The sequence below is a fragment of the Pseudomonas sp. TH39(2020) genome (genome assembly GCF_016650715.1).
GTDB classification, from domain to species: Bacteria; Pseudomonadota; Gammaproteobacteria; order Pseudomonadales; family Pseudomonadaceae; genus Aquipseudomonas; species Aquipseudomonas mandelii_C.
In genome coordinates this window covers 330,963-355,892 of sequence record NZ_JAEKFF010000008.1, presented here as the reverse complement: position 1 = coordinate 355,892, position 24,930 = coordinate 330,963, and the positions used below count along the sequence as shown (strand labels likewise).

The following is a 24,930-nucleotide window of genomic DNA, read 5'->3' as shown; positions in this document are numbered from 1 at the left end:
TCGTTACCTTGTTGTCACTCGCCGTTATTGCGCAGCTGTTTGGGTGTCGATGAACTGGTTGGTGTACAGGTCGTCGAGCTTCGGTTCCTGGGTGACGATGCCTTCGCTGACATAGAACGTGCGGACCGCCTCCAGCCGCGTCGGATCGATGCGGCCCAGTACGGTTTGGTTGGCGTAGACGTGTTCGACGTACAGCTTGAAGACCTTCTCCAGCGAATCTTCCTTGCCGGCGTAGGCGGGCACGGCTTTGGCGAAGGTGACCGCGGCGGCGCGCGGGTCCTTGATGATGTCGCGCATGCCTTGCAGGGTGGCCTGGACCACGCCGCGAACAATCTCCGGATGCGTCTTGATGGCGTCGTCCGAAGCGAGGATCGCCTGGGCCATGCTTTCGAAAATTTGCGATTGCGGAATCAGTTTGATCTTCACACCGGCTTCTTCAGCGTTGACCACCCAGTCCGGTACGCCCGCCATCGCCTGGGCTTTGTCAGCCGAGAACAACTGCCAGACGCCCGACGGGCCGGCAGCCTGGATGTTCACGTCAGTCTTGCTCAGGCCTGCCTTGCGAAGGGAGGCGAGCAAGGCGTAGTAGGTGGTGTCCGAGTAGGACATCACGGTCATGGTCTTGCCCTTGAGGTCAGTGATCGAGTTGATATTTTCGGCGGCGTTGGTAGCAATCATGGTCACACCGCCGGCGCCCAGCACGGCGACGGCGCGCACCGGAATACCGTTGGCCCGCACCACAATCGGTGTATCACCCAGGGCACCGCCGAGCATGGCGTTACCGGCACCGATCTGCTTCGCCACGTCCACACCGCCCTTGGCCGCGATGAAGGTCATGTTCAGGTTCTGGGCGGCGTAGTAACCCTTTTCCTGGGCGATGATCCACGGGGCGAACGCCGGCGAGTTCGGCGGCGCCGGCAACAAGTAGGTCACGTCGGTGGGCTGCGCCTGCGCGGCGAAGGCCATGCCCAGGCCGAGCGCAATGCCGGTGGCCTGGCTGAAGCGTTGAAACAGAGACTTGAACATGCGTACTCCTGAATCGGTTGATGGCGGCAAGGGCGTTGATCAATGCAGTTCGGTGTCTTCGCCGACTTTCAGCAATTCCATCAGGCGACCGGCCAGCGGACCGATTTCCGGCAGCTTGCGGCGCTCCAGCGGGTTGTCGCGAAACGGCAGGTCGACGCTGATTTCTTCGATGATGGTGCCGGGGCGGGCACTCATGACCAGCAGCCGGTCGGACATGGCGATGGCTTCGATCAGGTCATGGGTAATGAACAGGGCGGTTTTCTTTTCGTCGAAGAGCATCCGCGCCATGTCCTGCTGCAGGATCATCTTGGTCTGCGCATCCAGGGCCGAGAACGGCTCGTCGAGGAACAGCACTTGCGGGTCGATGGCCAAGGTACGAGCCAGGGCTGCACGCTGACGCATGCCGCCCGACAGCTGGAACGGGTAGTGGTCGGCAAAGCCTTGCAGGTGGCAACGATCGAGCAGATCTTTGGCCACCGCCTGACGCTTGGCGGCCGGTACACCTTGAATTTCCAGACCCAGTTCGACATTGCGACGAATGCTGCGCCATGGCATCAGCAGGTCTTTTTGCAACATGAAAGCAACTTGGCGAACCGGACCTGTGACCGCTTCACCGCCGACGAACACCTCGCCTTCGGAAGGTCGATAGAGGCCGGAGCCCATATTCAGGATGGTGCTTTTGCCGCAACCGGAAGGGCCGATGATCGACACCACTTCACCGCGGCGAATCTTGAAATTGACGTCGCGAATGGCAAATGGCGCGTCGGATTTTCCTTTGGCCGGGAAACATTTGCCGACATTGCGAAATTCAATTTCGATGGGCTCCAGATCTTCCTTGGGAGCGGGTTTATTCCATTGAGGGGCGATGGCGTACATCTCGTTCACAGCCATTGGGAAGGGTCTCTGGTCTGTTTTATAGGTGATACGGTGTTTAGTGCATGAACAATGCCACCCCAATGCCAGGTTGAGTTTTTGTTTGAAAATCCTTGTTTATTAATGAGTTGCGAATGTTTTGAGGTTTTTGGCGTGTTTCATATACGAAACACGGTTTCCTGTATGGCACGAAATTTCACATCGAATGTGCTTGCCATGGGAAACGGCGAGAAAGAAGGGGTTGTGGAGGTAACGCGAATAGAGGGTTTTGTTTTGCATATGAAACAAGGGTGGCGGCTTTTTGTGTTCCAGGTCGGGATTAGCGTTGTTCGTTCGGGCCTCATCGCGAGCAGGCTCGCTCCCACAGGGTTATGTGTCGACGCCGATCAACTGTGGGCAAGCTTGCTCCGGGCGGCGATCCGACGATGAGGCCCTCACAAATACTGAAGCTTTCAGATCTGTGTTCTATCGCCCGCTAAACACCGCCGGCCGGCGCTCGGTGAAGGCCGCCAGCCCTTCAGTGAAATCGGCACTTTCGCAGGCCTGTCGCCGCAGTTCCGCAATCTGCTCCATCGCCTGCACGGGCATCGGTTGCAGGTCTTCCAGAATGCGCAATTGCTCCTTCACCGCCGCAATGGCTAGCGGCGCCTTGGCGGCGATGCCTTGGGCCATGTCGAGCGCCGTCGCTTCCAGCGCGTCGCTGTCGACCAGCCTGTTCACCAAACCAAACCTTTCAGCGCGTTCGGCATCAAGCTTTTGCGCCGTGAAGAACATTTCCTTGAGCACATGGATCGGCAAATTGTTGAAGAAGCGCAACAACCCGCTGGTGGTGTACGGCAAGCCGATGTTGGCCGGGGTCATCGCGAAGCTGGCGCTGTGGTCGGCAACGACCAGGTCGCAGCTCATGGCCAGGTCGACCGCTCCGCCCCATACCGAACCGGAAATCAGCGCGATCACCACGCCGGGGTAGGCGCGGATGCGGCGCAATACCTGTTCGAGGGGTTTGCCGTAGGCAATCGGGTCGCGGTCGTGTTGCAGTTCGCGTATGTCGTGGCCGGCGCTCCACACCGGCTGGCCCACTTCGCTGCCGAGTATCACCACCGGGACGCGTTGGGAGGCGAGGGCGGCGAGGCTTTCGTCGAGGGATGCCAGCAACTGCGCGCTGAGGGCGTTGCGGTGGGTGGAGTTGCTGAACACCACCCGCGCGATGCGTTCATCGACGATGTTGACGGTCACGGTGGCAGAGGAGGTTGGGTTCATGGGGCGGTTCCTGTTGAGTGTGCGGGCGAATCGTCGGTGTCCTGGAACACGACCTTGGCAGCGAGCAGGGCGTTGATCGATGCAGCATCGAAACCGGCTTCTCGCAGGACTTCGATGGTGTGTTCGCCCAGGAGCGGCGGCGGGCGGCTGGCGCCGCCGTCGGTGGCGCTGAATACCGGTGTCACTACCTGACGCAATGCGCCCAGTGTCGGGTGCGTGAGTGTCTCGGTCAGTTGGCTGTGCAGCACCTGCGGATCGTCGAACACTTCGTCGAGCGTGTTGATCGGACCGGCGGGCAATCCTGCCTCGACGAACAGCGTGGTCCATTCGAGTTTGCTGCGGGTTTTCAAGCGGCTTTCCAGAATCTCCCGCAACTCGTCACGCCGTTCGACGCGTGCTTCGTTGGTGGCAAATCGCGGGTCATCCGGCAATTCGGGTAAATCGAGCAGCACGCACAAACGCCCCCACATGGCCGACGTGATCGGCGCCAGATTCAGCGGGCCGTCCAGCGTCTGGAACACACCATAAGGCGCAATCACCGAATGCGCATTGCCGGTACGACGCGGCACATCACCCAGGCTGAGATAGCGTTGCCCGTGCACACTCAACAGCCCGACCAGGCTGGCCAGCAACGACGTGCTGACGTGTTGGCCGTGCCCGGTCGTCGAGCGCTCCAGCAGCGCCGCCAACACGGCCGTCACCAGCCACATGCCCGAGGTCAAATCGCCGATGGCGGTGCCGGTACGCGTCGGGTCGCCATCGACGAAACCGGTCAGGCTCATCAACCCCGAATAACCCTGGGCAATCTGGTCGAAACCCGGCCAGCTGCTCATCGGCCCGTCGGCGCCAAAGGCGTTGATGCTGCCCATGATCAGCCGCGGGTTGCGGGCGCTGAGTACGTCATAACCGAGCCCCATACTCTCCAGCGTGCCGGGTTTGAAGTTCTCGATGACGACGTCGGCGTCATCGATCAGCCGCTGGATCGTGGCCAATCCCTGGGGATTGCGAAAGTCGATGCACAGGCCGCGTTTGTTGCGGTTACACGACAGGTAGTAAGTGCTCACGCCCCGGTCGAACGGGCCCCAGGTGCGGCTCATGTCGCCGGTCGGGCCGGGCTCGACCTTGATCACATCGGCCCCGAGGTCCGCCAGCACCATGGTGCAGAACGGCCCCGACAGTGCGCGACTCAGATCAACAATCTTCACGCCTTGCAAAGCTTGCATAGGGTTCTCCAGTGAATGTTCAGGTGCGTGTTATTGCGGCAAGGTTTGATCACGGGTTTCGACGGCAAACGGCAGGATCAGAATGCCGACCACGAAGGCCGCGGCCGTCCAGGCGATGGGCGCGCCGAGCGAGCCGTACCAGTGAATCGCCGCGGCCAGCAGGAAGTTGACGCCGGCGCCGATGAAGCGGCCGACCGAGGCATTGAAGGCGAAGGCCGTGGCGCGGATCCGGGTCGGATACTGCTCGGGCAGCCAGAGCGAGAAAATCGCGAAGTTGCCGCCGAAGAAACCGAGGAACACCAGCGACACCATGAACAGGTGAAGGCCATCGTCCATATAGAACACCCAGCCGAATGCGACGATGATCGATGCCGCCATGCCGGCGAAATAGATGCCCAGCGCCACCCGTCGACCCAGTCGTTCGGCCAGCCAGGGCGCCACGAGGCAACCCAGAATCGTGCTGAGTGACAGCACCGCCGCACCGATGGAGGCGAGGTGCACCGCGCCGACGTGATCAATGCCTGCCTGGGTGGCCAGCGTGACGACGGCCGTTGCTTCGTACACCGAGCCGGCCCACAAACCGACGATGGCGACCCCGACCAATAAAGAGCTGGTCAACGTGCGGCGCCGAAAGGCCGGGGCAAAGATTTCCCACCACGACGCGCGGGTTGCAGGCTTCAATTCGGGGGTTTTGATGTTGAGCGCAGCGTTGCGCACCTGGCCCGGCTCTTTCACTTTCAGCGCGGTATAGATCGCAATGAACGCCGGGAACAGGCCGCAGAGAAACATCACACGCCAGCCATAGGTTGCGCCGACGGTGTAGTTCAACAGCGCGGCAATGAAGAAGCCAAAGTAGTAGCCGGTTTGCAGATAACCCGCGCCCATCTTGCGCCGGTCTTCCGGCCAGCTCTCGGCGACATAGGTGCCGGCGAGTGCCCACTCGCCGCCGACGCCAATCCCCGCGATCAGCCGGAATGCTGCTAATTGCCAGATGTTCTCCGAGAACGCTGCCGCGCCGGTAAACAATGAGTAGACCAGGATGCTGGCGGCCAGCATCTTCACCCGGCCAAAGCGGTCGGCGAGCGGCCCCCAGATGAACGACATCCCCCAGCCGATCAGAAACAACCCGAACGTGATCGACCCGTACATGGCGATGTTGGTGGCGGTGGGCTCAATGCCCGAGGCGGGCAGCAGCTCAGTCAGGGCAGGAATCAACACCAGGGCGAAGATCACTGAATCCACGCCATCCAGAACCCATCCCACGTAAACCGTCCAGAAGCCGCGAATCTGCTCGCGGGTCAGGGGCGTCTTGATGGGCTTCACGCTCGTTGCTGATGCTGTTAACACTCTAGACATTGAGATCTCCCATTGACCTTGATCAGGCCTATAGAAGCGCTGCTTGCCGGTGGCGGCCGTTGGCGCTTCGTTTGTTGTGAGACGAGTCTAGGCGTCGTATCTCATAAGCTTCAAATATGATATTCCTCTGCTTCCATCGGAAAGTTATATGGCTTTGGAGGGATGCATGGACCTGCGCCAGTTGCGGTATTTCATCAAAGTGGTCGAGTGCGGCAACATCACCCGCGCCAGCGAAGCGCTGCACATCGCGCAGCCTGCGATCAGCCAGCAGATGCGTAATCTGGAACTGGACATGGACATGCAACTGCTTGAGCGCAGTGTGCATGGCGTCGTGCCCACGGCGGCCGGGCAGACGCTGTATCGGCATGCCATCGAACTGCTGCGCCAGGCCGACGGCACCCAGGAACTGCTGCGTCAGGACGCCGAATTCCCGCAGGGCAAAGTGTCGGTCGGCATGCCGTCGAGTACCGCGCGCATGCTGGCCATCCCGCTCGCACGCACGATTCGCAGTCGCTACCCGGGCATCAAGCTGGAGTTGATTGATGCCCCGAGCGCCGACCTGGGGCGGCTGATCACGGTGGGGCGAGTGGCGCTGGCAGTGAATGTCGATGCGGTCGAAACCCGTGGCATGGCCATGCAGCGGCTGTTCACCGAAACGTTGTACCTGGTGGCGTGGCCCGAGTTTTCATTACCGGATGGGCCGGTGTCGATCGAGGCGTTGGCGAAGATGCCGCTGGTGCTGCCCTGTGCGCCAAACACGATTCGCAGCCGGGTCGAGTCGGCGTTCCAGGAGGCGGGCCTGCACTGTGAGGTTGAGTTCGAGGCCAACTCCACGGACCTGTTGTTCTCGGCCGTCCTGGCCAAACTGGGCGTGACGATCCTGCCGTGGGCGGCCGCCCATGTTGAACTTGAACAACACAGGCTCAAACTGGCCAGGATCGATCATCGACTGTTTACCCGTGATCTTTCACTGTGCTGGCATGACACCGTCGTCGAGAGCAACGCGGTGCAAAAGGTCAAAGCGACCATTTTTGAACTGTTCAAAGACTTCGGGCGGCAGCCGGGGTGGGCGGCTGGGCAGTGACGAGCCCGATAGCGCTTCGGATTGTTTGACGAAGGAGCAACCGTTTTAAATCACCCGATAAGAAAAACCGATACCCGCTTAAGGATTTCCCAGAGGCGGGGCAGGCACCTGCGGCCCTAGAGTCACGCCCAACATTCGAATGTCGGGCGGCCTCCTTCGTGATGGGTCATCGTGAGATAGACTCAACAGCGAACATCCGACGGTGGGAGTGACAACGGTGGCGGGATTGCGATGGACTCGCTGATCACGGCCGCAGCGCAGGCGCTGGCTGCGGGTGATCCGCTCGGCGCGCTGAACCGGGTCGCGTTGCGCGACGATGCGCCGGCGCTGGCGTTGCGCGGGATTGCGATGGCGCAACTCGGCGACTTGGTGCGGGCCAAGGCGCTGGTACAGAAGGCGGCGCGGGCCTTCGGGCCGAAGGAGGCCCTGGCTCGGGCACGGTGTGTGGTCGCCGAGGCCGAGATCGCGCTGGCCTCCCGGGAGTTGGGCTGGCCGGTGAAGGCACTTGAGTCCGCGCGAGTGACGCTTGAGACGCACGGCGATCGAGTGAACGCCGCTCATGCGCGGTATTTGCAGATTCGGCGTTTGCTGCTGATCGGGCATCTTGAAGAGGCCGACGTGCTGCTCGCCGAGCTTGACCCCGCGACCTTGCCACCGGCCTTGCGCGCCGCCCACGAACTGGTCGTGGCGGGGATCGCAATGCGCCGGCTGGAGACGAACAAGGCGCGGTCTGCACTCACAAGAGCCGAGCACGCTGCGCGCGACGCCGATATTCCTGCGCTGACGGCCGAGGTGGAAAACGCTGCCCATGTCCTGGACACGCCCGTCGCGCGTTTGATTGCCCGTGGCGAAGAACGGCCTCTGTTGCTGGATGAGGTTGAAGCGTTGCTCGCGTCCACGTCGTTGGTCGTGGACGCGTGTCGCTACGTGGTGCGTGGTGCCGGCATGTCGGTTTCCCTCGCCACACGCCCGGTCTTGTTCGCCCTCGCACGGGCACTGGCCGAAGCGTGGCCGGCCGACGTGTCGAGGGAAACGCTGATTACCCAGGCCTTTCGTTTGAAGCACGCCGATGAGTCCCTTCGCGCCCGATTGAGAGTCGAAGTCGGGCGACTGCGTGCGGCACTGAAACCCTTGGCCGGCGTGACGGCTACCCAGCGCGGGTTTGCGCTGGTGTCGCTGGTTGCCTCTGACGTTGTGGTGCTGGCGCAACATGTCGAAGAGAAGCACGGGTCGGTGTTCGCTTTCCTCGTCGACGGTGAGTCGTGGTCGAGCTCGGCCCTGGCACTGGCCCTCGGTGCCAGCCAGCGGACGGTGCAACGGGCGCTCGATGAACTGGCATGCGCGGGCAAGGTGCAGTCGTTCGGTCGCGGTCGGGCACGTCGCTGGATGACCCCGCCGGTGCCGGGTTTCGCGACGACCTTGTTACTCCCGGTGCCACTGCCGGGTGACTAGGATGAACGTCACCCACCCGTAACGAGGAATGCCAACATGAAACAGACAGCAGCTCAAATCCTCCGTGAATATGGACCCTTTGCCGGTGTCGACAAGGTGCATGGCGTCACCTGGGACGGCCAGCACGTGTGGTTTGCCACCGGCGACAAACTCAACGCCCTGGACCCTGAAAGTGGCAAGACACTGCGTTCAATCGATGTCGCCGCCCATGCCGGCACCGCCTTCGACGGCCAGCACCTGTTCCAGATCGCCGAGGACCGCATCCAGAAAATTGACCCGCAGACCGGTCGTGTACTCGCGACAATCCCGGCGCCTGGCGACAGTGACTCAGGGCTGACGTGGGCGGAAGGTTCGCTGTGGGTCGGCGAGTATCGGGATCGCAAGATTCATCAGATCGATCCCGAGACCGGCGCGATTCTGCGCACCCTTGAATCCAACCGCTTCGTCACCGGGGTGACCTGGGTCGAGGGGCAGCTGTGGCATGGCACCTGGGAAGAAGACGAGAGTGAGTTACGCCATATCGATTCGACCACCGGCGAGGTGCTGGAGAGCGTGAAACTGCCGGCCGGCGTCGGGGTGTCGGGGCTTGAATCGGATGGCGGCGAGCAGTTTTTCTGCGGCGGCGGTGGCAGTGGAAAGGTGAGGGCGGTGCGGCGCCCCAAATAAAGCGCCGCTCAATCACTCAAGGCGCGCCAAACAACATCGTCCAATAAACCCCCTCATCACTGCGTGCGTCCGCCGCATAGGCCGCACCCACCTGGGTAAACATTGGGTTCATCAGGTTGGCGCAGTGCCCCGGGCTGGCCAGCCAGCCCGACATGGCCTTGCTCGGTGAGCCCTGGCCGGCGGCGATGTTCTCGCCGATCTGCCGGCCCCGGAAACCTGCGGCTCTGGCCCGGTCTGCGGGCATGTCACCGTCGGGGTCCTGGTGGGCGAAGTAGTTGCCGTAGGCCATCGCCTTGCTGTGCCCCTGCGCCGCAGCGCCCAGGGCTGCGTTCCAGCCCAATGGCCGTGCGGCGGCAAAGCGCTGACGACCGCAGAGGCGCGGCTTTGAGCGTGCCGCATTGACCTGTGCCAGCAACGCCTTGCTGACGGTTCGCGAATCACCCACGCGACTGTCCAGCACGGGCTGCGCCAGTACCACCTGCCACTCGCTCCGGGCACGACTGACGCCAATTTCGGCATATTGGGTATCGAGCAACGCCCCGCAGTAATCGCTCTGGAGCATGTCGAAGGCCTCATCGGCATCCTGCGCACCGACCACACGAATCGTGCGCACCGTCACTGCCTGATAGCCGGACGCCTTCAATCGATCGCGCAATCCGCCGCCATAGCCGATCGGCAAGGCCAGGTTCGACTTCAACGCCAGCGGCGATAACGCTCGGCCGGCGCGTCCTGAGCAGCGATCGGGGTGAGCGCGGTAGTCGTTGATGGCTTCCACCAACTGCCTTTCGGCACCGGCGTGGGCGGGGTTGGCGAACAGGGAAAACAGAGGAATGAAACAGAGCGAGGCAACGCGAACGGACAGGCGGGTTTGGCGCATGGATGAATAGCTCTGAGCGGGCAAGTGGAATTCACGGCTCGGCTATGACTGGCGCTTCAACACAAGGTTCACGGGTGCAAGAGACATATTTGCGGTGGGGTCAGTGCGTCCGCCAAGAGGACATGGAGGTGTCGTATGATGGCTTCTTTTTACCCGTCACAAGGACCCGCCCATGCCGTTAAGCAAACGCGATCAGGCGCAGATCGAGCGTCGCCTGGTTGCCACTCTGACTGAGGCGTGTGAGACGGCCAAAGTGGACATCGTCGGGTTCTGCTGGCTGACCCACGAGGTCGATTACGACCTGTTCCCCTCCAGCCTGCGGGTCATCTGGGTCTTCGATACGCAGGGTAATAAAAATCAGGCGCTGGCGAGCGGACAGGGCGAGCGCATGGTCGAGTTGACTGCCAATGCGTTAAACGAAGCGGACGTTCTCGTCAGCACGGTATCGGCCCATGTGCAGTTCGATTCTGAAGAAGCCTGTCAGCGCGCCAATGCCGGAAACTGGCAGCAACGCTTGTCGCGCCCGCTCACTTCGAAAACTTCCTCGCCCCGGCCACGCAAAGGATCACCGCGACGGTAACCCCCAGCATGCCGATGCTGACGTGCTCGTGAAGCAGCGTGGCCGCCAGCGCCAAACCAAAAAACGGCTGCAGCAGTTGCAACTGGCCGACGGCGGCGATCCCCCCTTGGGCCAGCCCGCGGTACCAGAATACGAAGCCGATCAGCATGCTGAAGAGCGATACGTAAGCCAGGCTGAACCACGCGGCTGGGGTGATTCCCGAGAACGAAGCCGGGGCCATGAACCAGGTCAACGGGACCATGACGGGCAGCGACAGCAGCAATGCCCACGAGATGACCTGCCAGCCTCCCAGTGTTCTTGAAAGCTTTGCGCCTTCTGCATAACCCAACCCGCAGGCGAGGATGGCCAGCAGCATGAGAATGTCGCCGGTCGGCGAAGCGGTCAGGCCTTGCGAGACCGCAAACCCCACGACCAACGCGCTGCCCAGCACCGAGAAGAACCAGAACACCGGCCGTGGACGCTCCCCGCCGCGCAACACGCCGAACACCGCTGTAGCGAGTGGCAACAGGCCAACGAAGACGATGGAATGCGCCGACGTCACGTACTGCAGCGCCAGCGCCGTCAATAGCGGAAACCCAACCACAACGCCCATTGCCACGATCACCAAGGGCAAAAGCTGACGCTTGGCGGGACGTTGTTCTTTAAACAGCACAAGCAAGCAAAGCGCCAGCAGCCCGGCAATCGCCGCTCGGGCAACGGTCAGGAAAACCGGGTCGAATTCCAGCACGGCCAACCGTGTGGCCGGTAGCGAGCCGCTAAAAATCAGCACGCCGATGAACCCGTTGAGCCATCCGCTCGCGGTCTTTTCCGTCGTTGGGTTTTGCAGGGTCCGTTCCATTTGAGGGCGCTCTGAATTTGCAGAGATCCATCGTATGATCGATGATCACTACAATCAAAAAATTGTCATGGATACATCTCGACATGCCTCGCTCACGGTACAAGTCATTAGTGGATGCTTTGGCGGCTGACATCCGGTCAGGCCGATTGTTGCCGGGCACGCGCTTGCCGACGCACCGTCAACTGGCGGCGACAGAAGGGCTGGCACTGGTGACCGCCAGTCGGGTCTACGCAGAGCTCGAAGCCATGGGTCTGGTCAGCGGCGAGACGGGGCGAGGCACGTTCGTGCGAGAGACGTCGTTGCCGCCTGGCCTGGGTATCGACCAGAAAAACGTTGCCGTTGGAATGACCGACCTCAACTTCAACTATCCCTCGCTGCCAGGGCAGGCAGAACTCTTGCGAAATGCGCTGCGCCAACTCGCCTCGGGCGGTGATCTGGAATCCCTGTTGCGCTACCAGCCACACGCCGGGCGCCTGCATGAGCGTGCCTCGGTGGCGCGCCATTTACTCGCCCGAGGGCTGACGGTGGATGCCGAGCAAGTGCTGATGGTCAGTGGTGCCCAACATGGGCTGGCCGTGACGATGATGGCGCTGCTGCAACCCGGTGATGTAATTGCAGCGGATGCGCTGACCTATTCAGGATTCATCGTGCTGGCCGAAGCCTTGCACCTTGAAATCGTGCCCATACCCGTGACCGAACGGGGACCTGATCTGGAGGCGCTGGACAGCCTGTGCCGGAATCGCCGCGTGCGTGCGGTGTACTCGATGCCGACGCTGCACAATCCGCTGGGGTGGGTGATGAGTGCCGATCAGCGCGATTTGCTGGTGACCATTGCGCGCAGGCATGACTTGCTCATCATCGAGGACGCCGCGTATGCCTTCCTTGCCGAGAACCCGCCGGCACCGATTGCGCAACTCGCCCCCGAGCGGACCGTTTACGTTTCAGGGCTCTCCAAGAGTGTGGCCACTGGGCTGCGCGTAGGTTTTGTCGCCGCCCCAGCCGAAAAAGTGCCCGCGCTGGAGCGAACGATCAGGGCGACCACCTGGAATACCCCCGGCGTGCTGACGGCGATCGCGAGCACCTGGCTCGACGATGGCACCGTCATGCAACTGGAAGCTGAAAAACGTCGGGATGCTCAGGCCAGGCAAACCATGGCCGCGGAAGTGCTGGCGGGCCTTCCATCTATCCGCCACCCGTCGTCCTATTTTCTTTGGCTGCCTTTGTCTGAGGATGCAAGAGCCGACCAGATCGCCGCGGCCTTGCTGCGTGAAAAAGTGGCGGTTTCAACCGCTGAGCCTTTTGCCACTTCTGCTCATGTACCGCATGCGATTCGCCTGGCGCTGGGGTCGGCAGAGATGGGTGCACTGCGGGAGGCGCTGGAAAAAGTTAAATGGGTGATTGGTGCTTATTCATAACCCGAAGTCGCCCACCGCCATCTATATTGAAAGGTCCAGTCCGCTGCAGATTACGCAAGCGCCCTGACGGCGAATCCATCAAGCAAGAAGGACTGGTCGATACAGTCACTTAGGGCAATCTTTTTCATCCAGCATTTTCAATCAGGAGATCATCATGACCCAGATCGAAAAAGTACTGTATACCGCCAAAGTCCACACCACCGGTGGGCGGGACGGCGCATCACGCAGTGATGATGGACGACTCGACGTCAAGCTTTCGTCCCCGGGTGCCAAGGGTGACGGCACTAATCCGGAGCAACTGTTCGCCACGGGTTGGTCAGCCTGCTTCATCGGTGCGATGCAGGTCGCTGCCGGCAAAATGAAGGTCACGCTCCCACCTGATCTGGCCATTGACGCCGAAGTTGACCTGGGCACCAACGCAGGCGGCTACCTCCTGCAGGCTCGCCTCAACATCAGCCTGCCGGGAATGGATCGCGAAACGGCGCGGGCGCTGGTGGATGAAGGGCACAAGCTGTGTCCGTATTCCAAAGCCACGCGGGGCAACATTAACGTCGAAATCAACCTGGTCTGAGCCGGACCTGTTACGCATTTTGGGCAAGGCATCGCAAGGGTGAAGCTTGGCGTTTCGCCCTTGCGATATGGCTGACGTGCCCAAAGCCTTCTCGGACCGGCTGGTGGTAAAGCGTCTTCGGTGACCGATAAGCGCAAACTCATCACTCATCGTGACCCTCAACTGAGGTAATGAAGATGAAGCCCCTATTCGCGGTTGCTATCGCTACCCTCGCGCTTTGCGTCTCGGCCCTCGCCAGCGCGGCGCCCGCCACTGACGCTAAGGCCATCCAACCCTTCCACGTCAATATTGCGGACAAGGAACTCACCGATCTGCGCAACCGTATCGCGGCGACTCGCTGGCCGGACAAAGAGACGGTTTCCGATCGATCACAGGGCGCGCAGCTGGAACAATTGCAGGCGCTGGTTCGCTACTGGGGCACGGACTACGATTGGCGCAAGGCCGAGGCGCAGCTCAATAATCTGGCGCAGTACGTGACCACCCTCGACGGGGTCGATATCCACTTTATCTGGGTGCGTTCCCCCCACCCGAACGCTCTGCCGATGATCATGACCCACGGTTGGCCAGGCTCCGTGTTCGAGTTCATCAAGGTCGTCGGTCCGCTCACCGACCCGACCGCCCACGGGGGCAATGCGGCAGATGCCTTCGATGTGGTGATTCCGTCCATTCCTGGCTACGGCTTCTCCGGCAAACCGAGTGGTATCGGTTGGGATCCGGAGCACATCGCGCGGGTCTGGGCGCAGTTGATGCAGCGCCTCGAGTACACCCATTACGTGGCGCAGGGTGGCGACTGGGGCGCCCCCATTACCAGCGCGATGGCGCGCCAGGCGCCGGTCGGATTGCGCGGCATTCACCTTAACCTATCAGCCACGATACCGGCGGAAGCGAGCGCGGCGCTCGCTGTCGGCGGACCGGCACCGGCGGGATTTTCCGAGGAAGAACGCGCGACCTACGACGCCGTCGCCACGCTCGTCAAACAGGGAAACCTGGCGTACAGCACGATGATGGCCGCGCGGCCGCAGATGATCGGTTACGGCGCGACGGATTCACCGGCCTTCCTCGCCGCGCTCATGCTCGTGCATCCAGGCTTTGCTCGGTGGACATACGGCGCCGACGCCCAACAGTCGCCGACCAAGGATGAAGTGCTGGACGACATCACGCTCTACTGGCTGACGAATAGCGCCGCTTCGGCAGCCAGGCTCTACTGGGAGAACATGGGGCGAAGCCCTCTGTCTTCGGCCGCACAGAAGACCACCGAGATTTCGCTGCCGGTGGCCGTCACCGTGTTCCCAGAGGATGTCTACTGCCCGCCGGAGTCGTGGGCCCGGCGCGCCTATAGCAACCTGATCTATTTCCACCAGGCCGAGAAGGGTGGCCACTTCGCGGCCTGGGAACAGCCGCAGCTTTTTACCGAGGAACTTCGCACGGCGTTCCGATCGCTGCGCTGAGTTCAAACAACCTTGGGGCCGATCCATTTCGCGACGGTGGGGGCTTGCCACTGCTCCAGCGCATCAATCAGCGCCGACGGATCGGTGTGGAAGATCAGCATCTCGCTGTGTTCGGCCTTCATGAAACCTTCGGTCACGGCATGGTTGAGCAGGCTGCGAACCGGATTGAAAAAGTTGCCGATGTTCAGGCAGGCGACGCCTTTGTGGTGTTCGCCCAGTTGCGTCAGGGTCGCCACTTCAAACAGCTCTTCAAATGTCCCAAGGCCGCCAGGCAGTGCAATGAACGCATCGGCGCATTCACTCATGCGCGTCTTTCGGCTGCGCATGTCTGGCGTCACTTCATGCCGGGTCAGTCCGCCATGCAGATGCCCGAGGTCGAACAGCAGGTGGGTAATGATGCCGATGACTTCACCGCCTTCGGCGAGCACCGCATCGGCCATGACGCCCATCAGGCCCTTGTCGGTGCCGCCATAGACCAGGCGTATTCCGCGTTTTGCGATTTCCCGGCCCAAGGCTTGGGCACCGTCGACATACTCGGGGTTGAAACCGAAATTGGAGCCAGAGAACACAGCCAGGCTACGAAGTGGAGGAGGCGTGGGCATCGGATTATTCCCGTTGGAAGGTAAGCCCCCATGATGCGCACGCCTGGACCTGCGAAGAAGATCCAAGAATGGGCAAATGGAGTGTGCCATGACCGTCGATGTTTTTACATCAACTCCAGAATGCGTTTGCCAAGTTGTTCGGCGGCGTCCTGCGAGTCGATGTTGGCGAACCCGAGCAGCAGCGCAGAATCGGTCTGGCCACGGATACTCCAGTCGGTCAGGGCTTCTGCATAAATGCCCGCCTGTTGCAGGCGCTCGACCAGCGACTTATCGGATTGCTGGTCCGTCAGACGAAGGATCAGGTGCATGCCGCCCGGCTGAGCATCAATACGAATGTGATCGCCCAGGGCTTTCTTCAGCCCCCTCGCGGTCGCCTCCCGGCGTTCGCCGTAGAGTTTTCGCATGCGCTGGATGTGGCGAGCAAAATGACCCTCGGTCAAAAACGTTGCGACGATGGCTTGGGTGAGTTCCGGGCAACCGCCGAGGAAGGTCTGGCTGACGTGTTCGAATCGTTCGACTTGCGCTGACGGCACCACCAGGTACGCGAGCCGGATGCCGGGAAACAGCACCTTGCTGAAGGTCCCGGAGTAGAGCACCCGACCCTCGCGATCCAGGCTCTTGAGCGCGGGCAGCGGCCGGCTGATGTAGCGGTACTCTCCGTCGTAATCGTCTTCGACAATCCAGGCGTGCTGTTGGCTCGCCCACTCAAGGAGCGCCAGACGTCGCGGCAGCGACAGCGACACGCACAGCGGGCTCTGATGGGCCGGGGTGACGACCGCCGCACGCGCGCCGGGCGAACTGTTCACACCTTGCGCGACACGCATGCCGTCCTGGTCGACCGGCACGGGGGCAATGTCCATCTGGAGATGTTCCAGCAACTGGCGGGTGGGCAGGTATCCGGGGTCTTCAACCAGCACGCGATCTCCCGGTTTGAGAAGCGCATAAGCGATCAACGCCAGGGTATTTCGATAGCCCGAGGTGATGAACACTTGAGCGGGCGAGCAGGTAATTCCCCGTGCGACCTGCAAGTAGGTGGCAATCGCGGTGCGCAACGACTCCAGCCCATACACAGACGGATTGGCCATGTCCGGGACGCGCGTGGCACGCACGCAGCGTGCGCCAATTTGCGACCAGATTTTCCTTGGAAAGGCGTCCAGCGCGGGCAGGGCCATTTGAAAGGGCAGGACCGGAGCCTTTTGCCTGATGGAAGGGCTTCCCGCTGAACCGAAAGGTCGCTCCGTGGAGGCAGAGGACGCCCTGACGTTGATACCCGGCGCCACGATCGTGCCGGCCTGACCACGCGACTGGATGTACCCCTCGGCGGTCAGGAGTGAGTACGCGGTATCGATGGTGCCTCTGGCCAGGCCAAGTTCTTTTGCCAGTGCCCGGGCCGCAGGAATTCGGTCCCCCGGTGTGAGCACGCCGTCAGTGATCGCGCTGCGGAACCGCCAGTAGATTTGCCGGTAAATCGGTTCCGTGGAGGCTGGATCTAGGGGTGAAAAACTGTTGATTTGATTGGCCATTAGCCTCGCCTGTGCATGCCATCGCGCTCAGTCTGCGCCAAAAGCGCTGCCGGTATTAGTTAGAAAAAACTCGTGCAGCGCCTGGTCTGTCTTGCTCCGGGCCTGCGCTACCGCCTCCGGGCCGAAGGCCGTTCCTTCAACAGTGAAAAACGTCAGGTCATGCAGCCCGATCATGCCCAACACGGCTTTCAGATACGGCGTCAGAAAGTCTGGCTGGCGTGGGTGCTCCCCGGAAAATCTTCCACCCGATGACACGGCGATAAAGACGGGACGGTCGCGCAGCAGGCTGGTTTTGCCTTCTGCGCCGACATTGAACGAGCGACGAACGCGAGCGATGTGATCGATCCAGACCTTCAGTGCTGCCGGTACGGTGAAGTTATGCATGGGCGTTCCAATCACCACGACATCGGCACTTTCCAGTTCTTCAATCAGCGCTTCCGAGCGGGCGATAGAGCCCTCTTGGGAGACGTCTGCGGACGACTGTTGGGACGTCGCGTAAGGCTCATCCACTTGGGATAGAACGTCACCTGCCACCGCTCGGTTTATGACGGTCGCCGTTGGATCGTTATTCAGTAAACACCCAATAATGTTTTTAGAAAGTCGCAAGCTCTCGGAACAGTGCCCGCGAGGACTGCAAGTCACGTGGAGGATTTTCATGATTCACCCGTTTCTGAAATGACGTGGTTGAGGGGAATCATTCTAGGAAGCCTATGACCCAGACCAAAGGTCCATGAATGGGGTTTGTCACTGGGCCATCATGGCCCAGAACACAAGACCGATCATGGACCTTATCAAATAGGCCAAGCCGCAGCACGATGGAGTCCTTCAACCCACCACTACAAGGATTCATCATGAGCAATCGTCTCGACTACGCCAAGGCTTCACCCGAAGGTTACAAGGCTTTTGGCGGGGTCTACGTCTACCTGCAAAACAGCGGTCTCTCACACGAGCTGATCGATCTTGTCTACCTTCGGGTGTCGCAAATCAATGGCTGTGCTTATTGCATCGATATGCATTCCCGCGACCTGGTGAAACTCGGCGTTACCGTAGAAAAGCTCGTGTTAGTACCCGTGTGGCGCGATGCCGGCGAAGTGTTCAGCACCCGTGAGCGCATCGCACTCAGTTGGGCGGAAACGGTCACTCGCGTCGCTGAAACGGGGGTTCCCGATGCGGACTATCAAGCCGCTGCTGCCGAGTTCAGCGATAAAGAACTGGCTGATCTCACTTATGCGATCGGATTGATGAACGCCTTTAATCGACTCGGCATTACGTTCCGCTCTGTGCCTGCGGCTGCCGGCAACGCTTGAAGTACCCCTTCAGTCAGTAAAACTCTCTCCCAGTCTCGCCGAGCCGTAACGCTTGGCGAGTCAACCAACGGAACTATGACTATGGCCTGGGCACTGCTTGGCATCGCTGGCATCCTCGAAATCGCCTTCGCCTTCTACATGAAAGGCTCTGACGGTTTCACGCGATTAACTCCTGGACTCTTGGCGGCCGCCACTGGCTTGTCGAGTGTCTTTCTGCTTTCACTCTCGCTGCGAACACTGCCCGTGGGGACGGCTTACGCGGTCTGGACCGGTATCGGCGCGGCGGGCACCGCGATTCTGGGCATGGTGCTGCTGGGCGACGCCACGACGGCGCTGCGGATAGTGTGCATCGTGCTTATTTTGGCCGGTGTCATTGGCCTGCGGCTGGTCTCGGGGAACTGAGGGCTGGCGTTTCACTTACAAACCATCGCCCAACACCTTGAGGTACTCGGGACTCTCGGATATCGAGTTGTGCCCCGTACCCGGTATGACCTTCATCGACGCCACGCCGTTGGCGAAATGCGTGAAGAGCCGCTCGGTGCTGGAACGCGGTATCACTTCGTCGTGCTCCGCCGCGATCAACAGCGTCGGCACCGTGATGTGGGCGGCGTATTTCCAGGATTCAAAGGTGTCCTTGAGCAACCACTTCACCGGGAAGATGGGGAACTGCCGGGCAGCGAGTTCTTCAACACTGTTGTAGGGCGTGATCAGCACCAGACGCGCCGCCGGGCGTTGGCTGGCGAGGCGCACGGCGACGCCGGAGCCGAGGCTGCGACCGACCACCGTAATGTGTGGATGGGTGGCGTAGACCAGGTCAAACAAGGTCATGGCGTCGCGCGAAATCATCTCCTCGGAGGGCGATCCGGAACTGCCACCGTAGCCTCGGTAGTGCAGCAAGTAGACGGCGTGATCGGCAAAGGCTTCGGAAAACGAAGGCAGGCTCCGGGAGACGTCCTCGGCATTCCCACCGAAATAGATCAACGCATTTGGCCCCTCGTGCGGCCTGACGGACACCAGCACCTGCGCGTCGTCAACGGACAGCGTGAGCAGCGTTGCCGAGGTGCCGACAGCGCGGGGTTGCGGGAAGTAGATGAGGGCGCGCTGGAACACAAATAGCGCAGCGCAAAGCGCCAGATACACGACGGCGATGATGACGACGATTGACACCAGGATTCGTGGCATTCGGCTAACTTTAGTGGGCGGCATTGACTGCTCTGGCCTGAAGACGGCTATCGCTTGATCGCTGTCAGAGTGTAGTAGACCGATAGCGCGACGCACCGGGAGGGGCACCCATGCCCATCGCTGTGAAATGGCTCAACGTTCTGCCGTCGGAAAGAGCGGCGCTGAGGCTAATGCCAGTCAGCAGCGACACTCTTTGTAGCAGCTGCCGAGCCCGCGAGGCTGCGTTCGGCTGCGAAGCAGTCGTAAAATCAGTCATTTCGGTACGTCAGGCATACCGCGTCAGCCGGACTCACGACTGCTTCGCAGCCGAACGCAGCCTCGCGCTGCTCGGCAGCTGCTACAGATCGCGTTACGGCTTAACTAACTGGCATTGGGCTTTGCTTTCCTCGGTGCTTGTTGTGTGTCAAGCAGGGGCGAATGGTCGCCGGTAGCTATGCTGATGTGGCCAGCCTCGTGCGTCCGGCGCGAGAAGTGCTGTGGACCGTGGCTGACAGCAAAAATGTGGAAGGGTAATTCCATGAGCCACACTGATGGGTACACGCGTCGAAAAATACTCACGCTGGCTGCCGGTGCTTCGGCGGTTTTCACCTTCGATCCAGCTTTTGCAGCATCCACGCCGTCGACCGAAACAGGAGGCAAGAACATGCTGACCCGGGCCATTCCATCCAGCGCCGAACTCTTACCGATCGTTGGGCTGGGCACGTATCGCGGTTTTGATGTCGAGCCTTCAAGTCCGGCTTACAAGCAGCTGCCTGCTGTGCTGCGCGCGTTGTTCGAGAAGGGCGGGAAGGTGATCGACAGTTCGCCCATGTACGGTCGCGCCGAACAGACGACCGGTGAACTGCTGTCGATTCATGAACCGCGCTCGCCGGCCTTTCTGGCCACCAAGGTGTGGACCCGTGGCCGTGAAGAAGGCATCGCGCAGATGGAACAGTCCTTCAAACTGTTGCAGACCGACCGGATCGACCTGATGCAGATTCACAACCTGCTGGACTGGAAAACCCATCTGCCGACCTTGCGCAAATGGAAGGAAGAAGGGCGCATTCGTTACATCGGCATCACCCATTACACGGCGACGGCGTATGACGAGGTGGAAGCGGTGCTCAAGGCCGAGCCATTGGACTTTTTGCAGATCAACTATGCCTTGGACGATCGTGGCGTCGAGAAGCGCATCCTGCCGCTGTGTCGCGAGCGGGGCGTGGCGGTGATCTGCAATCGGCCATTCGGCGGCGGTGATTTGCTCGCCCGCTTGAAGGGCAAGCCGCTACCGGGATGGGCCGCGCAAGTGGGGATCAACAGTTGGCCGCAACTGGCGCTCAAATTCCTGCTGACGCATTCGGCGGTGACTTGCGTGATCCCCGGCACCGGCAACCCGCGTTACATGGCGGAAAATGCCGGTGCCGGTTTCGGTCCGATGCTGACGGGGGCGCAGCGCGAGCAGTTGATTGACGTGGTGGGGTAGGCGAATTGTCGAGGCCTGTCAGGTGTTGTCCGGCGGCTGGCGAAATCGCTCCGGGATGGCCTCCGCAAACGGATAAAACGAAAACCAGGGCCTGGCTTCGTCGATGACCCGCTGGACGGACGGTCTGCTCATCAGTCTCTCGAAATAGGCTTTCAAGTGGACAAAATTGTTAGGGAATGGCTCGAGCGTGCTGGTATAGAACAGGGCCGGGGCCGCGGCGCAATCGGCCAGGCTGAACTCTTCACTGGCCAGCCAGATTCTCGACGCCATTTGGCGGTCGAGCATGCCGTACGTCGTCTGCAGTGTGGAACGTTCTCTGGTCAAATCGCCGTGAGCGTCGCGCAGGCGATCCAGGACAATTTGTTGTAGGGGCGTCTGGAGATAGTGGTCGCAGACCCGGTCCCACAGACGGACTTCCAGCGCGGTGTCCCAATCGTTGGGAACGAGTGGATGTTCACCCGCATAAAACCGGTCCAGGTATTCAATGATGATCGTGGTCTCCGCCACGTTGCGCTGGCGAGCGTGGTCGTGGATGACCGGGAATTTGCCGAGCGGCCACAGCGCTTGCAGCTCTGCTCTGTCTGCATCGTTGGTGAGATCGATGATCCGTTTTTCGAATTCGACAGCGTTTTCATAGAGCGCGATGAGCACTTTATGGCAGAACGACGACAGCGGATGGTAGTAAAGAGTCAGCGACATCTCTCAGCTCCTCGAAAGGCAAGTGATCCCCATCATCATAGTCGCCCGTCCGGGACTGTTAAGCGCGCGGTGCTAGACTTTCAGGGTGGGATGGATGATCGAACAACTGGATCCGGCGGTGTGAGGACGAGAACGCTGGAGGTATGACATGACGACTCAACTGCTGGCTAAAGAACACATCAACGTGGTGGTCCGCAATTATGTAGAAGGCATGGTGTTCGCTGATGAAGCCTTGCTGCGACAGGCCTTTCATCCTTCTTGCCGCATCATTGGCCATTACGAAGAAAAGCTCGAATGGGCATCCCTGGAGGAATTTATCAACGCGATCAAGGCCGAGGGGCCGGCACCCAAAGAGGTCAAACCGTTCTGGGAGATCCTCAGCATCGATGTCACGGGCGATGCCGCTGCGGTAAAAGTCACTGATGATTATCTCGGCATGCGATTTACCGATTATCTGTCGCTACTGAACATCAATTACCGCTGGATGATTGTGAACAAGCTGTATTACCTGAACGAATAGCGCGTGAGCCCGGGAGCCAAAAGGCTCCCGGGCATCGTTATGCAATCAGCGCCGATCCAGCCACACTGTCTGGGCATTGCAGAACTCACGCACACCGAAATGCGACAGCTCACGGCCAAAACCGCTTTTTTTCACGCCGCCGAAGGTGACACGCGGATCGGAGGCGCAATAGCCATTGATAAACACACCACCGGTTTCCAGTTCACCGGCCATCTGCTCGGCAAGCTCGACATTGCGTGTGTAAATGGTTGAGGCGAGACCGAATTCGCTGTCATTCGCCAGTTCCAGTGCATGGGCTGCATCTCGCGCCGTGATGATCGAGGCCACCGGGCCAAACAGTTCCTGTTTGAACGAGGTCATCTGGTCGGTGACATCAGCGAAGACCGTGGGCTCGTAAAAGTTACCCGGGCCTTCAGCCTTCTTGCCGCCCATCAGCAACGTCGCGCCTTCTTCCAGGGTGTCGCGCACCTGTTGATCCAGTTCATCACGCAGATCAAAGCGGGCCATCGGGCCGATGTAGGTGTCGGAGGCCAGTGGATCGCCGACCACCAGTTTTTGCGTGGCTTCGACGAACTTGCGCGTGAATTCCTCGACGATGCCTTGCTCGACGATCAAGCGTTTGGCCGCCGCGCAAACTTGCCCGGTGTTCTGGTAGCGACCAATCACGGCGGCTTTGACCGCTTCGTCGAGGTCGGCATCGTTGAGCACGATGAACGGATCTGAACCGCCCAGTTCCAGCACGCACTTCTTCAACGCCGCGCCGGCTTGAGCGCCGATGGCCATGCCGGCTCGCACGCTGCCGGTGAGGGTCACCGCAGCGATGCGCGGGTCGGCGATCGCGGTGGAAACGCCGTCTGGCGTGACGTTGATGACTTCGAAGACACCTTCAGGGAAGTCGGCTTGCTTGAAGGCCTCCCGCAACAGATAAGCGCTGCCCATCACGTTGGGCGCATGTTTGAGTACGTAGGTGTTGCCGGCGATCAACGCTGGAACGGCGCCGCGCAGGACCTGCCAGATCGGGAAGTTCCACGGCATCACGGCGAGAATCGGGCCGAGCGGGCGATATTCAATGCGCGCTTTTCCACCTTCAACCAGCGTCGGTTCAGCGCTCAACATCGCGGGGCCGTGTTCGGCGTACCACTCGCAGAGTTGCGCGCACTTTTCGATTTCGCCGCGTGCCTGAGTGATCGGCTTGCCCATTTCCAGGGTGATCATGTTCGCCATCGCGGCGGCGTTATCGCGCAATGCCTGCGCCAGGGCGATCAACAACTGCGAGCGTTGATCAACCGGTTTGCTGCGCCAGGCGCGGAACCCGGCAGCGGCGCGGGACAGGGCGGCGTCCAGTGCCGATGCGGATTCGAAAGGGTAGTGGCCGATCTGCTCGCCGTTGGCGGGGTTGATCGAAATGGAATGGGTGAGGCTGGAAACTTGAGTCATGGCACCGTCCTGCGAGGTGGGGATGCGCTCAGGTTACGGTGGCGTTTGTTTTCTGGAAACTGAATAATACTGAGCATATCGTTCACGTTTGGAGAATGAATTGGATCTGGTTCAGCTGGAAATTTTCAAAGCTGTCGCCGAGCACGGCAGCATTAGCGCGGCGGCGCAGCACATCCACCGGGTGCCGTCGAACCTGACGACGCGGATCAAGCAGCTGGAGCTGGATCTGGGCGTGGACCTGTTTATCCGCGAGAAGAGCCGCCTACGCCTGTCGCCGGCCGGCTGGAGTTTCCTCGACTATGCCCGGCGCATCCTCGACCTGGTCCAGGAGGCTCGTGCGACGGTGGCGGGCGAAGAACCGCAAGGATCGTTTCCGCTGGGGTCACTGGAGAGCACCGCTGCGGTGCGTATCCCTGAGCTGCTGGCCGCGTATAACCAGAAGCACGCCAAGGTCGAGTTGGATCTGTCCACCGGACCTTCGGGGACCATGATCGACGGGGTGTTGTCGGGACGATTGGCGGCAGCGTTTGTCGATGGACCGGTGCTGCACCCGGCACTGGAAGGCGTGCCGGCGTTTGAGGAAGAGATGGTGGTGATCGCACCGCTCAACCATTCCCCCATTCATCGTGCGCGGGATGTTAACGGTGAAAATATCTATGCCTTCCGTTCCAATTGTTCCTACCGACACCACTTCGAAAGCTGGTTTGCCAAGGACGCGGCGGTGCCCGGCAAGATTTTCGAAATGGAGTCCTATCACGGCATGCTGGCGTGCGTCAGCGCTGGTGCAGGCCTGGCGCTGATGCCCCGCAGCATGCTCAACAGCATGCCCGGATGCACCACGGTGAGCGTCTGGCCGTTATCGGAATCGTTCCGCTATTTGCGCACCTGGCTGGTGTGGCGCCGGGGCACGGTGTCGCAAAGTCTGACCATGTTTGTGCGCTTGCTTGAGGAGCGCGGGGTGGTGCGGGACGAGGCGGTGCGCTAGTTCGCGCACGAAAATGTCCAGATCGACTGGCCGGGCTCATTCCCCGGCTTTCGTCGACTTGATCAGATTGCCGCGCAACTTCACGATCGCCTTCTGCAGGATCGTGAACTCGTCGAGCGTCAGGCCCGTTGCGTCGGCGAGGCCCATTTCCGGTTGGCTTTCGCGCAGCTGTCGACCGTTCTTCGTCAGGCTGATCCGTACCTGGCGCTCGTCCTCGGGATCGCGCTGCCTTTGCAAAAAGCCCATCGCTTCCAGCTTCTTCAGGATCGGGGTCAGCGTGTTCGATTCGAGAAACAGCTTCTCGCCCAGGCTGCCGACGGTCTGATTGTCTTCCTCCCACAGCGCGACGATGGTGATGTATTGCGTATAGGTCAGCCCAAGCTGCTCGAGTATCGGCTTGTAAGCCTTGCCGAAGGCCAGGTTGGTGGAATAGACCGCAAAACACAGGAATTCGGAGAGCTTCAGGTTGTCGGGGGCGGCGTTGTCGGTGGGTTTCATGGGCTTCCTCGTTGGCCAAAGACGGATGGCTCGCAAAAAAGTGAAA

The 24,930-nt window shown here is 60.7% G+C and carries 26 protein-coding genes; 12 read left to right on the top strand and 14 right to left on the bottom strand.

The features are described from left to right. Positions 1-24: 24 nt before the first annotated feature. The 5 genes from JFU47_RS29930 to JFU47_RS29910 form a co-directional block, all read right to left on the bottom strand. On the bottom strand, positions 25-1,026 hold the full coding sequence (locus JFU47_RS29930) for an ABC transporter substrate-binding protein (RefSeq protein ID WP_201187795.1): 1,002 nt from the start codon (positions 1,024-1,026) through the stop codon (positions 25-27). Positions 1,027-1,065: 39 nt separating this feature from the next. Next, positions 1,066-1,902 carry an ABC transporter ATP-binding protein gene (locus JFU47_RS29925; RefSeq protein ID WP_242485197.1) on the bottom strand — a complete coding sequence of 279 codons (837 nt, stop codon included), beginning with the start codon at positions 1,900-1,902 and terminating at the stop codon, positions 1,066-1,068. Positions 1,903-2,364: 462 nt separating this feature from the next. Further along, complete coding sequence (gene scpB, locus JFU47_RS29920) at positions 2,365-3,159, bottom strand: methylmalonyl-CoA decarboxylase (RefSeq protein WP_201187792.1); 795 nt, start codon at positions 3,157-3,159, stop codon at positions 2,365-2,367. Beyond that, a complete protein-coding gene (locus tag JFU47_RS29915) occupies positions 3,156-4,382 on the bottom strand; it encodes a CaiB/BaiF CoA transferase family protein (RefSeq protein ID WP_201187790.1) in 1,227 nt (408 codons plus the stop codon). The genes scpB and JFU47_RS29915 overlap by 4 nt, the downstream gene beginning before the upstream one ends. Before the next feature lie 30 nt (positions 4,383-4,412). Next, positions 4,413-5,705 carry an MFS transporter gene (locus tag JFU47_RS29910; protein WP_240050545.1) on the bottom strand — a complete coding sequence of 431 codons (1,293 nt, stop codon included), beginning with the start codon at positions 5,703-5,705 and terminating at the stop codon, positions 4,413-4,415. A 199-nt stretch (positions 5,706-5,904) separates the two neighbouring features. Between JFU47_RS29910 and JFU47_RS29905 the strand changes: the two genes are divergently transcribed. From JFU47_RS29905 to JFU47_RS29895, 3 genes are all read left to right on the top strand, one after another. After that, on the top strand, positions 5,905-6,822 hold the full coding sequence (locus JFU47_RS29905) for a LysR substrate-binding domain-containing protein (protein ID WP_201187788.1): 918 nt from the start codon (positions 5,905-5,907) through the stop codon (positions 6,820-6,822). Positions 6,823-7,053: 231 nt separating this feature from the next. Further along, positions 7,054-8,274 carry a helix-turn-helix domain-containing protein gene (locus JFU47_RS29900; protein ID WP_201187787.1) on the top strand — a complete coding sequence of 407 codons (1,221 nt, stop codon included), beginning with the start codon at positions 7,054-7,056 and terminating at the stop codon, positions 8,272-8,274. Positions 8,275-8,310: 36 nt separating this feature from the next. Then, positions 8,311-8,940, top strand: a complete 630-nt coding sequence (locus JFU47_RS29895) for a Vgb family protein (RefSeq protein WP_201187785.1) — start codon at positions 8,311-8,313, stop codon at positions 8,938-8,940. A gap of 16 nt (positions 8,941-8,956) precedes the next feature. Here JFU47_RS29895 and JFU47_RS29890 read toward each other — a convergent pair whose 3' ends face one another. Next, the gene (locus JFU47_RS29890; RefSeq protein WP_201187783.1) at positions 8,957-9,817 is read right to left on the bottom strand and encodes a CAP domain-containing protein; all 861 of its coding nucleotides are present in this window, start codon (positions 9,815-9,817) and stop codon (positions 8,957-8,959) included. 172 nt (positions 9,818-9,989) lie between these two features. On the opposite strand from JFU47_RS29890, the gene JFU47_RS29885 reads away from it, so the two are divergent. Then, positions 9,990-10,397, top strand: coding sequence for a hypothetical protein (locus tag JFU47_RS29885; protein WP_201187781.1), 408 nt, complete (start codon positions 9,990-9,992; stop codon positions 10,395-10,397). Here the strand turns inward: JFU47_RS29885 and JFU47_RS29880 are convergent. After that, on the bottom strand, positions 10,345-11,235 hold the full coding sequence (locus JFU47_RS29880; protein ID WP_123368865.1) for a DMT family transporter: 891 nt from the start codon (positions 11,233-11,235) through the stop codon (positions 10,345-10,347). The genes JFU47_RS29885 and JFU47_RS29880 overlap by 53 nt on opposite strands. Positions 11,236-11,318: 83 nt before the next feature. Here JFU47_RS29880 and JFU47_RS29875 point away from each other — a divergent pair, with 83 nt between their 5' ends. The 3 genes from JFU47_RS29875 to JFU47_RS29865 all read left to right on the top strand — a co-directional run bounded on the left by JFU47_RS29875 (position 11,319) and on the right by JFU47_RS29865 (position 14,669). After that, entirely contained in the window at positions 11,319-12,650 is a 1,332-nt protein-coding gene (locus JFU47_RS29875) for an aminotransferase-like domain-containing protein (RefSeq protein WP_201187779.1), read from the top strand. 154 nt (positions 12,651-12,804) lie between these two features. Then, on the top strand, positions 12,805-13,221 hold the full coding sequence (locus tag JFU47_RS29870) for an organic hydroperoxide resistance protein (RefSeq protein ID WP_123368867.1): 417 nt from the start codon (positions 12,805-12,807) through the stop codon (positions 13,219-13,221). 176 nt (positions 13,222-13,397) lie between these two features. Then, the gene (locus JFU47_RS29865) at positions 13,398-14,669 is read left to right on the top strand and encodes an epoxide hydrolase family protein (protein ID WP_201187777.1); all 1,272 of its coding nucleotides are present in this window, start codon (positions 13,398-13,400) and stop codon (positions 14,667-14,669) included. A gap of 2 nt (positions 14,670-14,671) precedes the next feature. Here the strand turns inward: JFU47_RS29865 and JFU47_RS29860 are convergent, their stop codons facing one another. From JFU47_RS29860 to JFU47_RS29850, 3 genes are all read right to left on the bottom strand, one after another. Next, positions 14,672-15,271 (bottom strand): LOG family protein, encoded by a 600-nt coding sequence (locus JFU47_RS29860; RefSeq protein WP_201187775.1) that lies wholly within the window; start codon positions 15,269-15,271, stop codon positions 14,672-14,674. 104 nt (positions 15,272-15,375) lie between these two features. Next, complete coding sequence (gene pdxR, locus JFU47_RS29855; protein WP_201187773.1) at positions 15,376-16,794, bottom strand: MocR-like pyridoxine biosynthesis transcription factor PdxR; 1,419 nt, start codon at positions 16,792-16,794, stop codon at positions 15,376-15,378. Positions 16,795-16,821: 27 nt separating this feature from the next. Further along, positions 16,822-17,451, bottom strand: a complete 630-nt coding sequence (locus tag JFU47_RS29850) for an FMN-dependent NADH-azoreductase (RefSeq protein WP_201187771.1) — start codon at positions 17,449-17,451, stop codon at positions 16,822-16,824. A 194-nt stretch (positions 17,452-17,645) separates the two neighbouring features. Between JFU47_RS29850 and JFU47_RS29845 the strand changes: the two genes are divergently transcribed. Both JFU47_RS29845 and JFU47_RS29840 read left to right on the top strand, forming a co-directional pair. Next, the gene (locus JFU47_RS29845) at positions 17,646-18,101 is read left to right on the top strand and encodes a carboxymuconolactone decarboxylase family protein (protein WP_201187769.1); all 456 of its coding nucleotides are present in this window, start codon (positions 17,646-17,648) and stop codon (positions 18,099-18,101) included. An 81-nt stretch (positions 18,102-18,182) separates the two neighbouring features. Next, positions 18,183-18,503, top strand: coding sequence for a DMT family transporter (locus JFU47_RS29840; protein ID WP_134097527.1), 321 nt, complete (start codon positions 18,183-18,185; stop codon positions 18,501-18,503). 15 nt (positions 18,504-18,518) lie between these two features. Here the strand turns inward: JFU47_RS29840 and JFU47_RS29835 are convergent, their stop codons facing one another. Next, complete coding sequence (locus JFU47_RS29835; protein ID WP_201187767.1) at positions 18,519-19,307, bottom strand: alpha/beta hydrolase; 789 nt, start codon at positions 19,305-19,307, stop codon at positions 18,519-18,521. Positions 19,308-19,800: 493 nt separating this feature from the next. Between JFU47_RS29835 and JFU47_RS29830 the strand changes: the two genes are divergently transcribed. Next, entirely contained in the window at positions 19,801-20,745 is a 945-nt protein-coding gene (locus tag JFU47_RS29830; protein ID WP_201187765.1) for an aldo/keto reductase, read from the top strand. Positions 20,746-20,763: 18 nt separating this feature from the next. Here JFU47_RS29830 and JFU47_RS29825 read toward each other — a convergent pair whose 3' ends face one another. Next, positions 20,764-21,444: a glutathione S-transferase family protein gene (locus JFU47_RS29825; protein WP_201187763.1), complete on the bottom strand. Its 681-nt coding sequence runs from the start codon at positions 21,442-21,444 to the stop codon at positions 20,764-20,766. A 148-nt stretch (positions 21,445-21,592) separates the two neighbouring features. Between JFU47_RS29825 and JFU47_RS29820 the strand changes: the two genes are divergently transcribed. Continuing rightward, positions 21,593-21,964, top strand: a complete 372-nt coding sequence (locus JFU47_RS29820; RefSeq protein WP_201187761.1) for a nuclear transport factor 2 family protein — start codon at positions 21,593-21,595, stop codon at positions 21,962-21,964. Positions 21,965-22,009: 45 nt separating this feature from the next. On the opposite strand, the gene JFU47_RS29815 is transcribed toward JFU47_RS29820, so the two are convergent. Continuing rightward, positions 22,010-23,401, bottom strand: a complete 1,392-nt coding sequence (locus JFU47_RS29815) for an aldehyde dehydrogenase family protein (RefSeq protein WP_201187759.1) — start codon at positions 23,399-23,401, stop codon at positions 22,010-22,012. Between the two features lie 100 nt (positions 23,402-23,501). Here JFU47_RS29815 and ptrR point away from each other — a divergent pair, with 100 nt between their 5' ends. Further along, positions 23,502-24,386 (top strand): putrescine utilization regulator PtrR, encoded by an 885-nt coding sequence (gene ptrR / locus JFU47_RS29810; RefSeq protein WP_046046804.1) that lies wholly within the window; start codon positions 23,502-23,504, stop codon positions 24,384-24,386. Between the two features lie 36 nt (positions 24,387-24,422). Here ptrR and JFU47_RS29805 read toward each other — a convergent pair whose 3' ends face one another. After that, positions 24,423-24,884, bottom strand: coding sequence for a MarR family winged helix-turn-helix transcriptional regulator (locus JFU47_RS29805; protein WP_140681325.1), 462 nt, complete (start codon positions 24,882-24,884; stop codon positions 24,423-24,425). Between the last annotated feature and the right edge of the window lie 46 nt (positions 24,885-24,930).

Excerpts from the sequence above, each read along its gene's own strand:
- JFU47_RS29880 (WP_123368865.1), bottom strand. The coding sequence starts at position 11,235 with ATGGAACGGACCCTGCAAAACCCAACGACGGAAAAGACCGCGAGCGGA.
- JFU47_RS29840 (WP_134097527.1), top strand. The coding sequence starts at position 18,183 with ATGGCCTGGGCACTGCTTGGCATCGCTGGCATCCTCGAAATCGCCTTC.
- JFU47_RS29850 (WP_201187771.1), bottom strand. The coding sequence starts at position 17,451 with ATGAAAATCCTCCACGTGACTTGCAGTCCTCGCGGGCACTGTTCCGAG.
- JFU47_RS29830 (WP_201187765.1), top strand. The coding sequence starts at position 19,801 with ATGAGCCACACTGATGGGTACACGCGTCGAAAAATACTCACGCTGGCT.
- JFU47_RS29860 (WP_201187775.1), bottom strand. The coding sequence starts at position 15,271 with ATGCCCACGCCTCCTCCACTTCGTAGCCTGGCTGTGTTCTCTGGCTCC.
- JFU47_RS29905 (WP_201187788.1), top strand. The coding sequence starts at position 5,905 with ATGGACCTGCGCCAGTTGCGGTATTTCATCAAAGTGGTCGAGTGCGGC.
- JFU47_RS29835 (WP_201187767.1), bottom strand. The coding sequence starts at position 19,307 with ATGCCGCCCACTAAAGTTAGCCGAATGCCACGAATCCTGGTGTCAATC.
- JFU47_RS29875 (WP_201187779.1), top strand. The coding sequence starts at position 11,319 with ATGCCTCGCTCACGGTACAAGTCATTAGTGGATGCTTTGGCGGCTGAC.
- JFU47_RS29890 (WP_201187783.1), bottom strand. The coding sequence starts at position 9,817 with ATGCGCCAAACCCGCCTGTCCGTTCGCGTTGCCTCGCTCTGTTTCATT.
- JFU47_RS29825 (WP_201187763.1), bottom strand. The coding sequence starts at position 21,444 with ATGTCGCTGACTCTTTACTACCATCCGCTGTCGTCGTTCTGCCATAAA.
- JFU47_RS29870 (WP_123368867.1), top strand. The coding sequence starts at position 12,805 with ATGACCCAGATCGAAAAAGTACTGTATACCGCCAAAGTCCACACCACC.
- JFU47_RS29915 (WP_201187790.1), bottom strand. The coding sequence starts at position 4,382 with ATGCAAGCTTTGCAAGGCGTGAAGATTGTTGATCTGAGTCGCGCACTG.
- JFU47_RS29805 (WP_140681325.1), bottom strand. The coding sequence starts at position 24,884 with ATGAAACCCACCGACAACGCCGCCCCCGACAACCTGAAGCTCTCCGAA.
- pdxR (WP_201187773.1), bottom strand. The coding sequence starts at position 16,794 with ATGGCCAATCAAATCAACAGTTTTTCACCCCTAGATCCAGCCTCCACG.
- JFU47_RS29845 (WP_201187769.1), top strand. The coding sequence starts at position 17,646 with ATGAGCAATCGTCTCGACTACGCCAAGGCTTCACCCGAAGGTTACAAG.
- JFU47_RS29865 (WP_201187777.1), top strand. The coding sequence starts at position 13,398 with ATGAAGCCCCTATTCGCGGTTGCTATCGCTACCCTCGCGCTTTGCGTC.
- JFU47_RS29895 (WP_201187785.1), top strand. The coding sequence starts at position 8,311 with ATGAAACAGACAGCAGCTCAAATCCTCCGTGAATATGGACCCTTTGCC.
- JFU47_RS29900 (WP_201187787.1), top strand. The coding sequence starts at position 7,054 with ATGGACTCGCTGATCACGGCCGCAGCGCAGGCGCTGGCTGCGGGTGAT.
- JFU47_RS29815 (WP_201187759.1), bottom strand. The coding sequence starts at position 23,401 with ATGACTCAAGTTTCCAGCCTCACCCATTCCATTTCGATCAACCCCGCC.
- JFU47_RS29885 (WP_201187781.1), top strand. The coding sequence starts at position 9,990 with ATGCCGTTAAGCAAACGCGATCAGGCGCAGATCGAGCGTCGCCTGGTT.
- JFU47_RS29820 (WP_201187761.1), top strand. The coding sequence starts at position 21,593 with ATGACGACTCAACTGCTGGCTAAAGAACACATCAACGTGGTGGTCCGC.
- JFU47_RS29930 (WP_201187795.1), bottom strand. The coding sequence starts at position 1,026 with ATGTTCAAGTCTCTGTTTCAACGCTTCAGCCAGGCCACCGGCATTGCG.
- scpB (WP_201187792.1), bottom strand. The coding sequence starts at position 3,159 with ATGAACCCAACCTCCTCTGCCACCGTGACCGTCAACATCGTCGATGAA.
- JFU47_RS29925 (WP_242485197.1), bottom strand. The coding sequence starts at position 1,902 with ATGTACGCCATCGCCCCTCAATGGAATAAACCCGCTCCCAAGGAAGAT.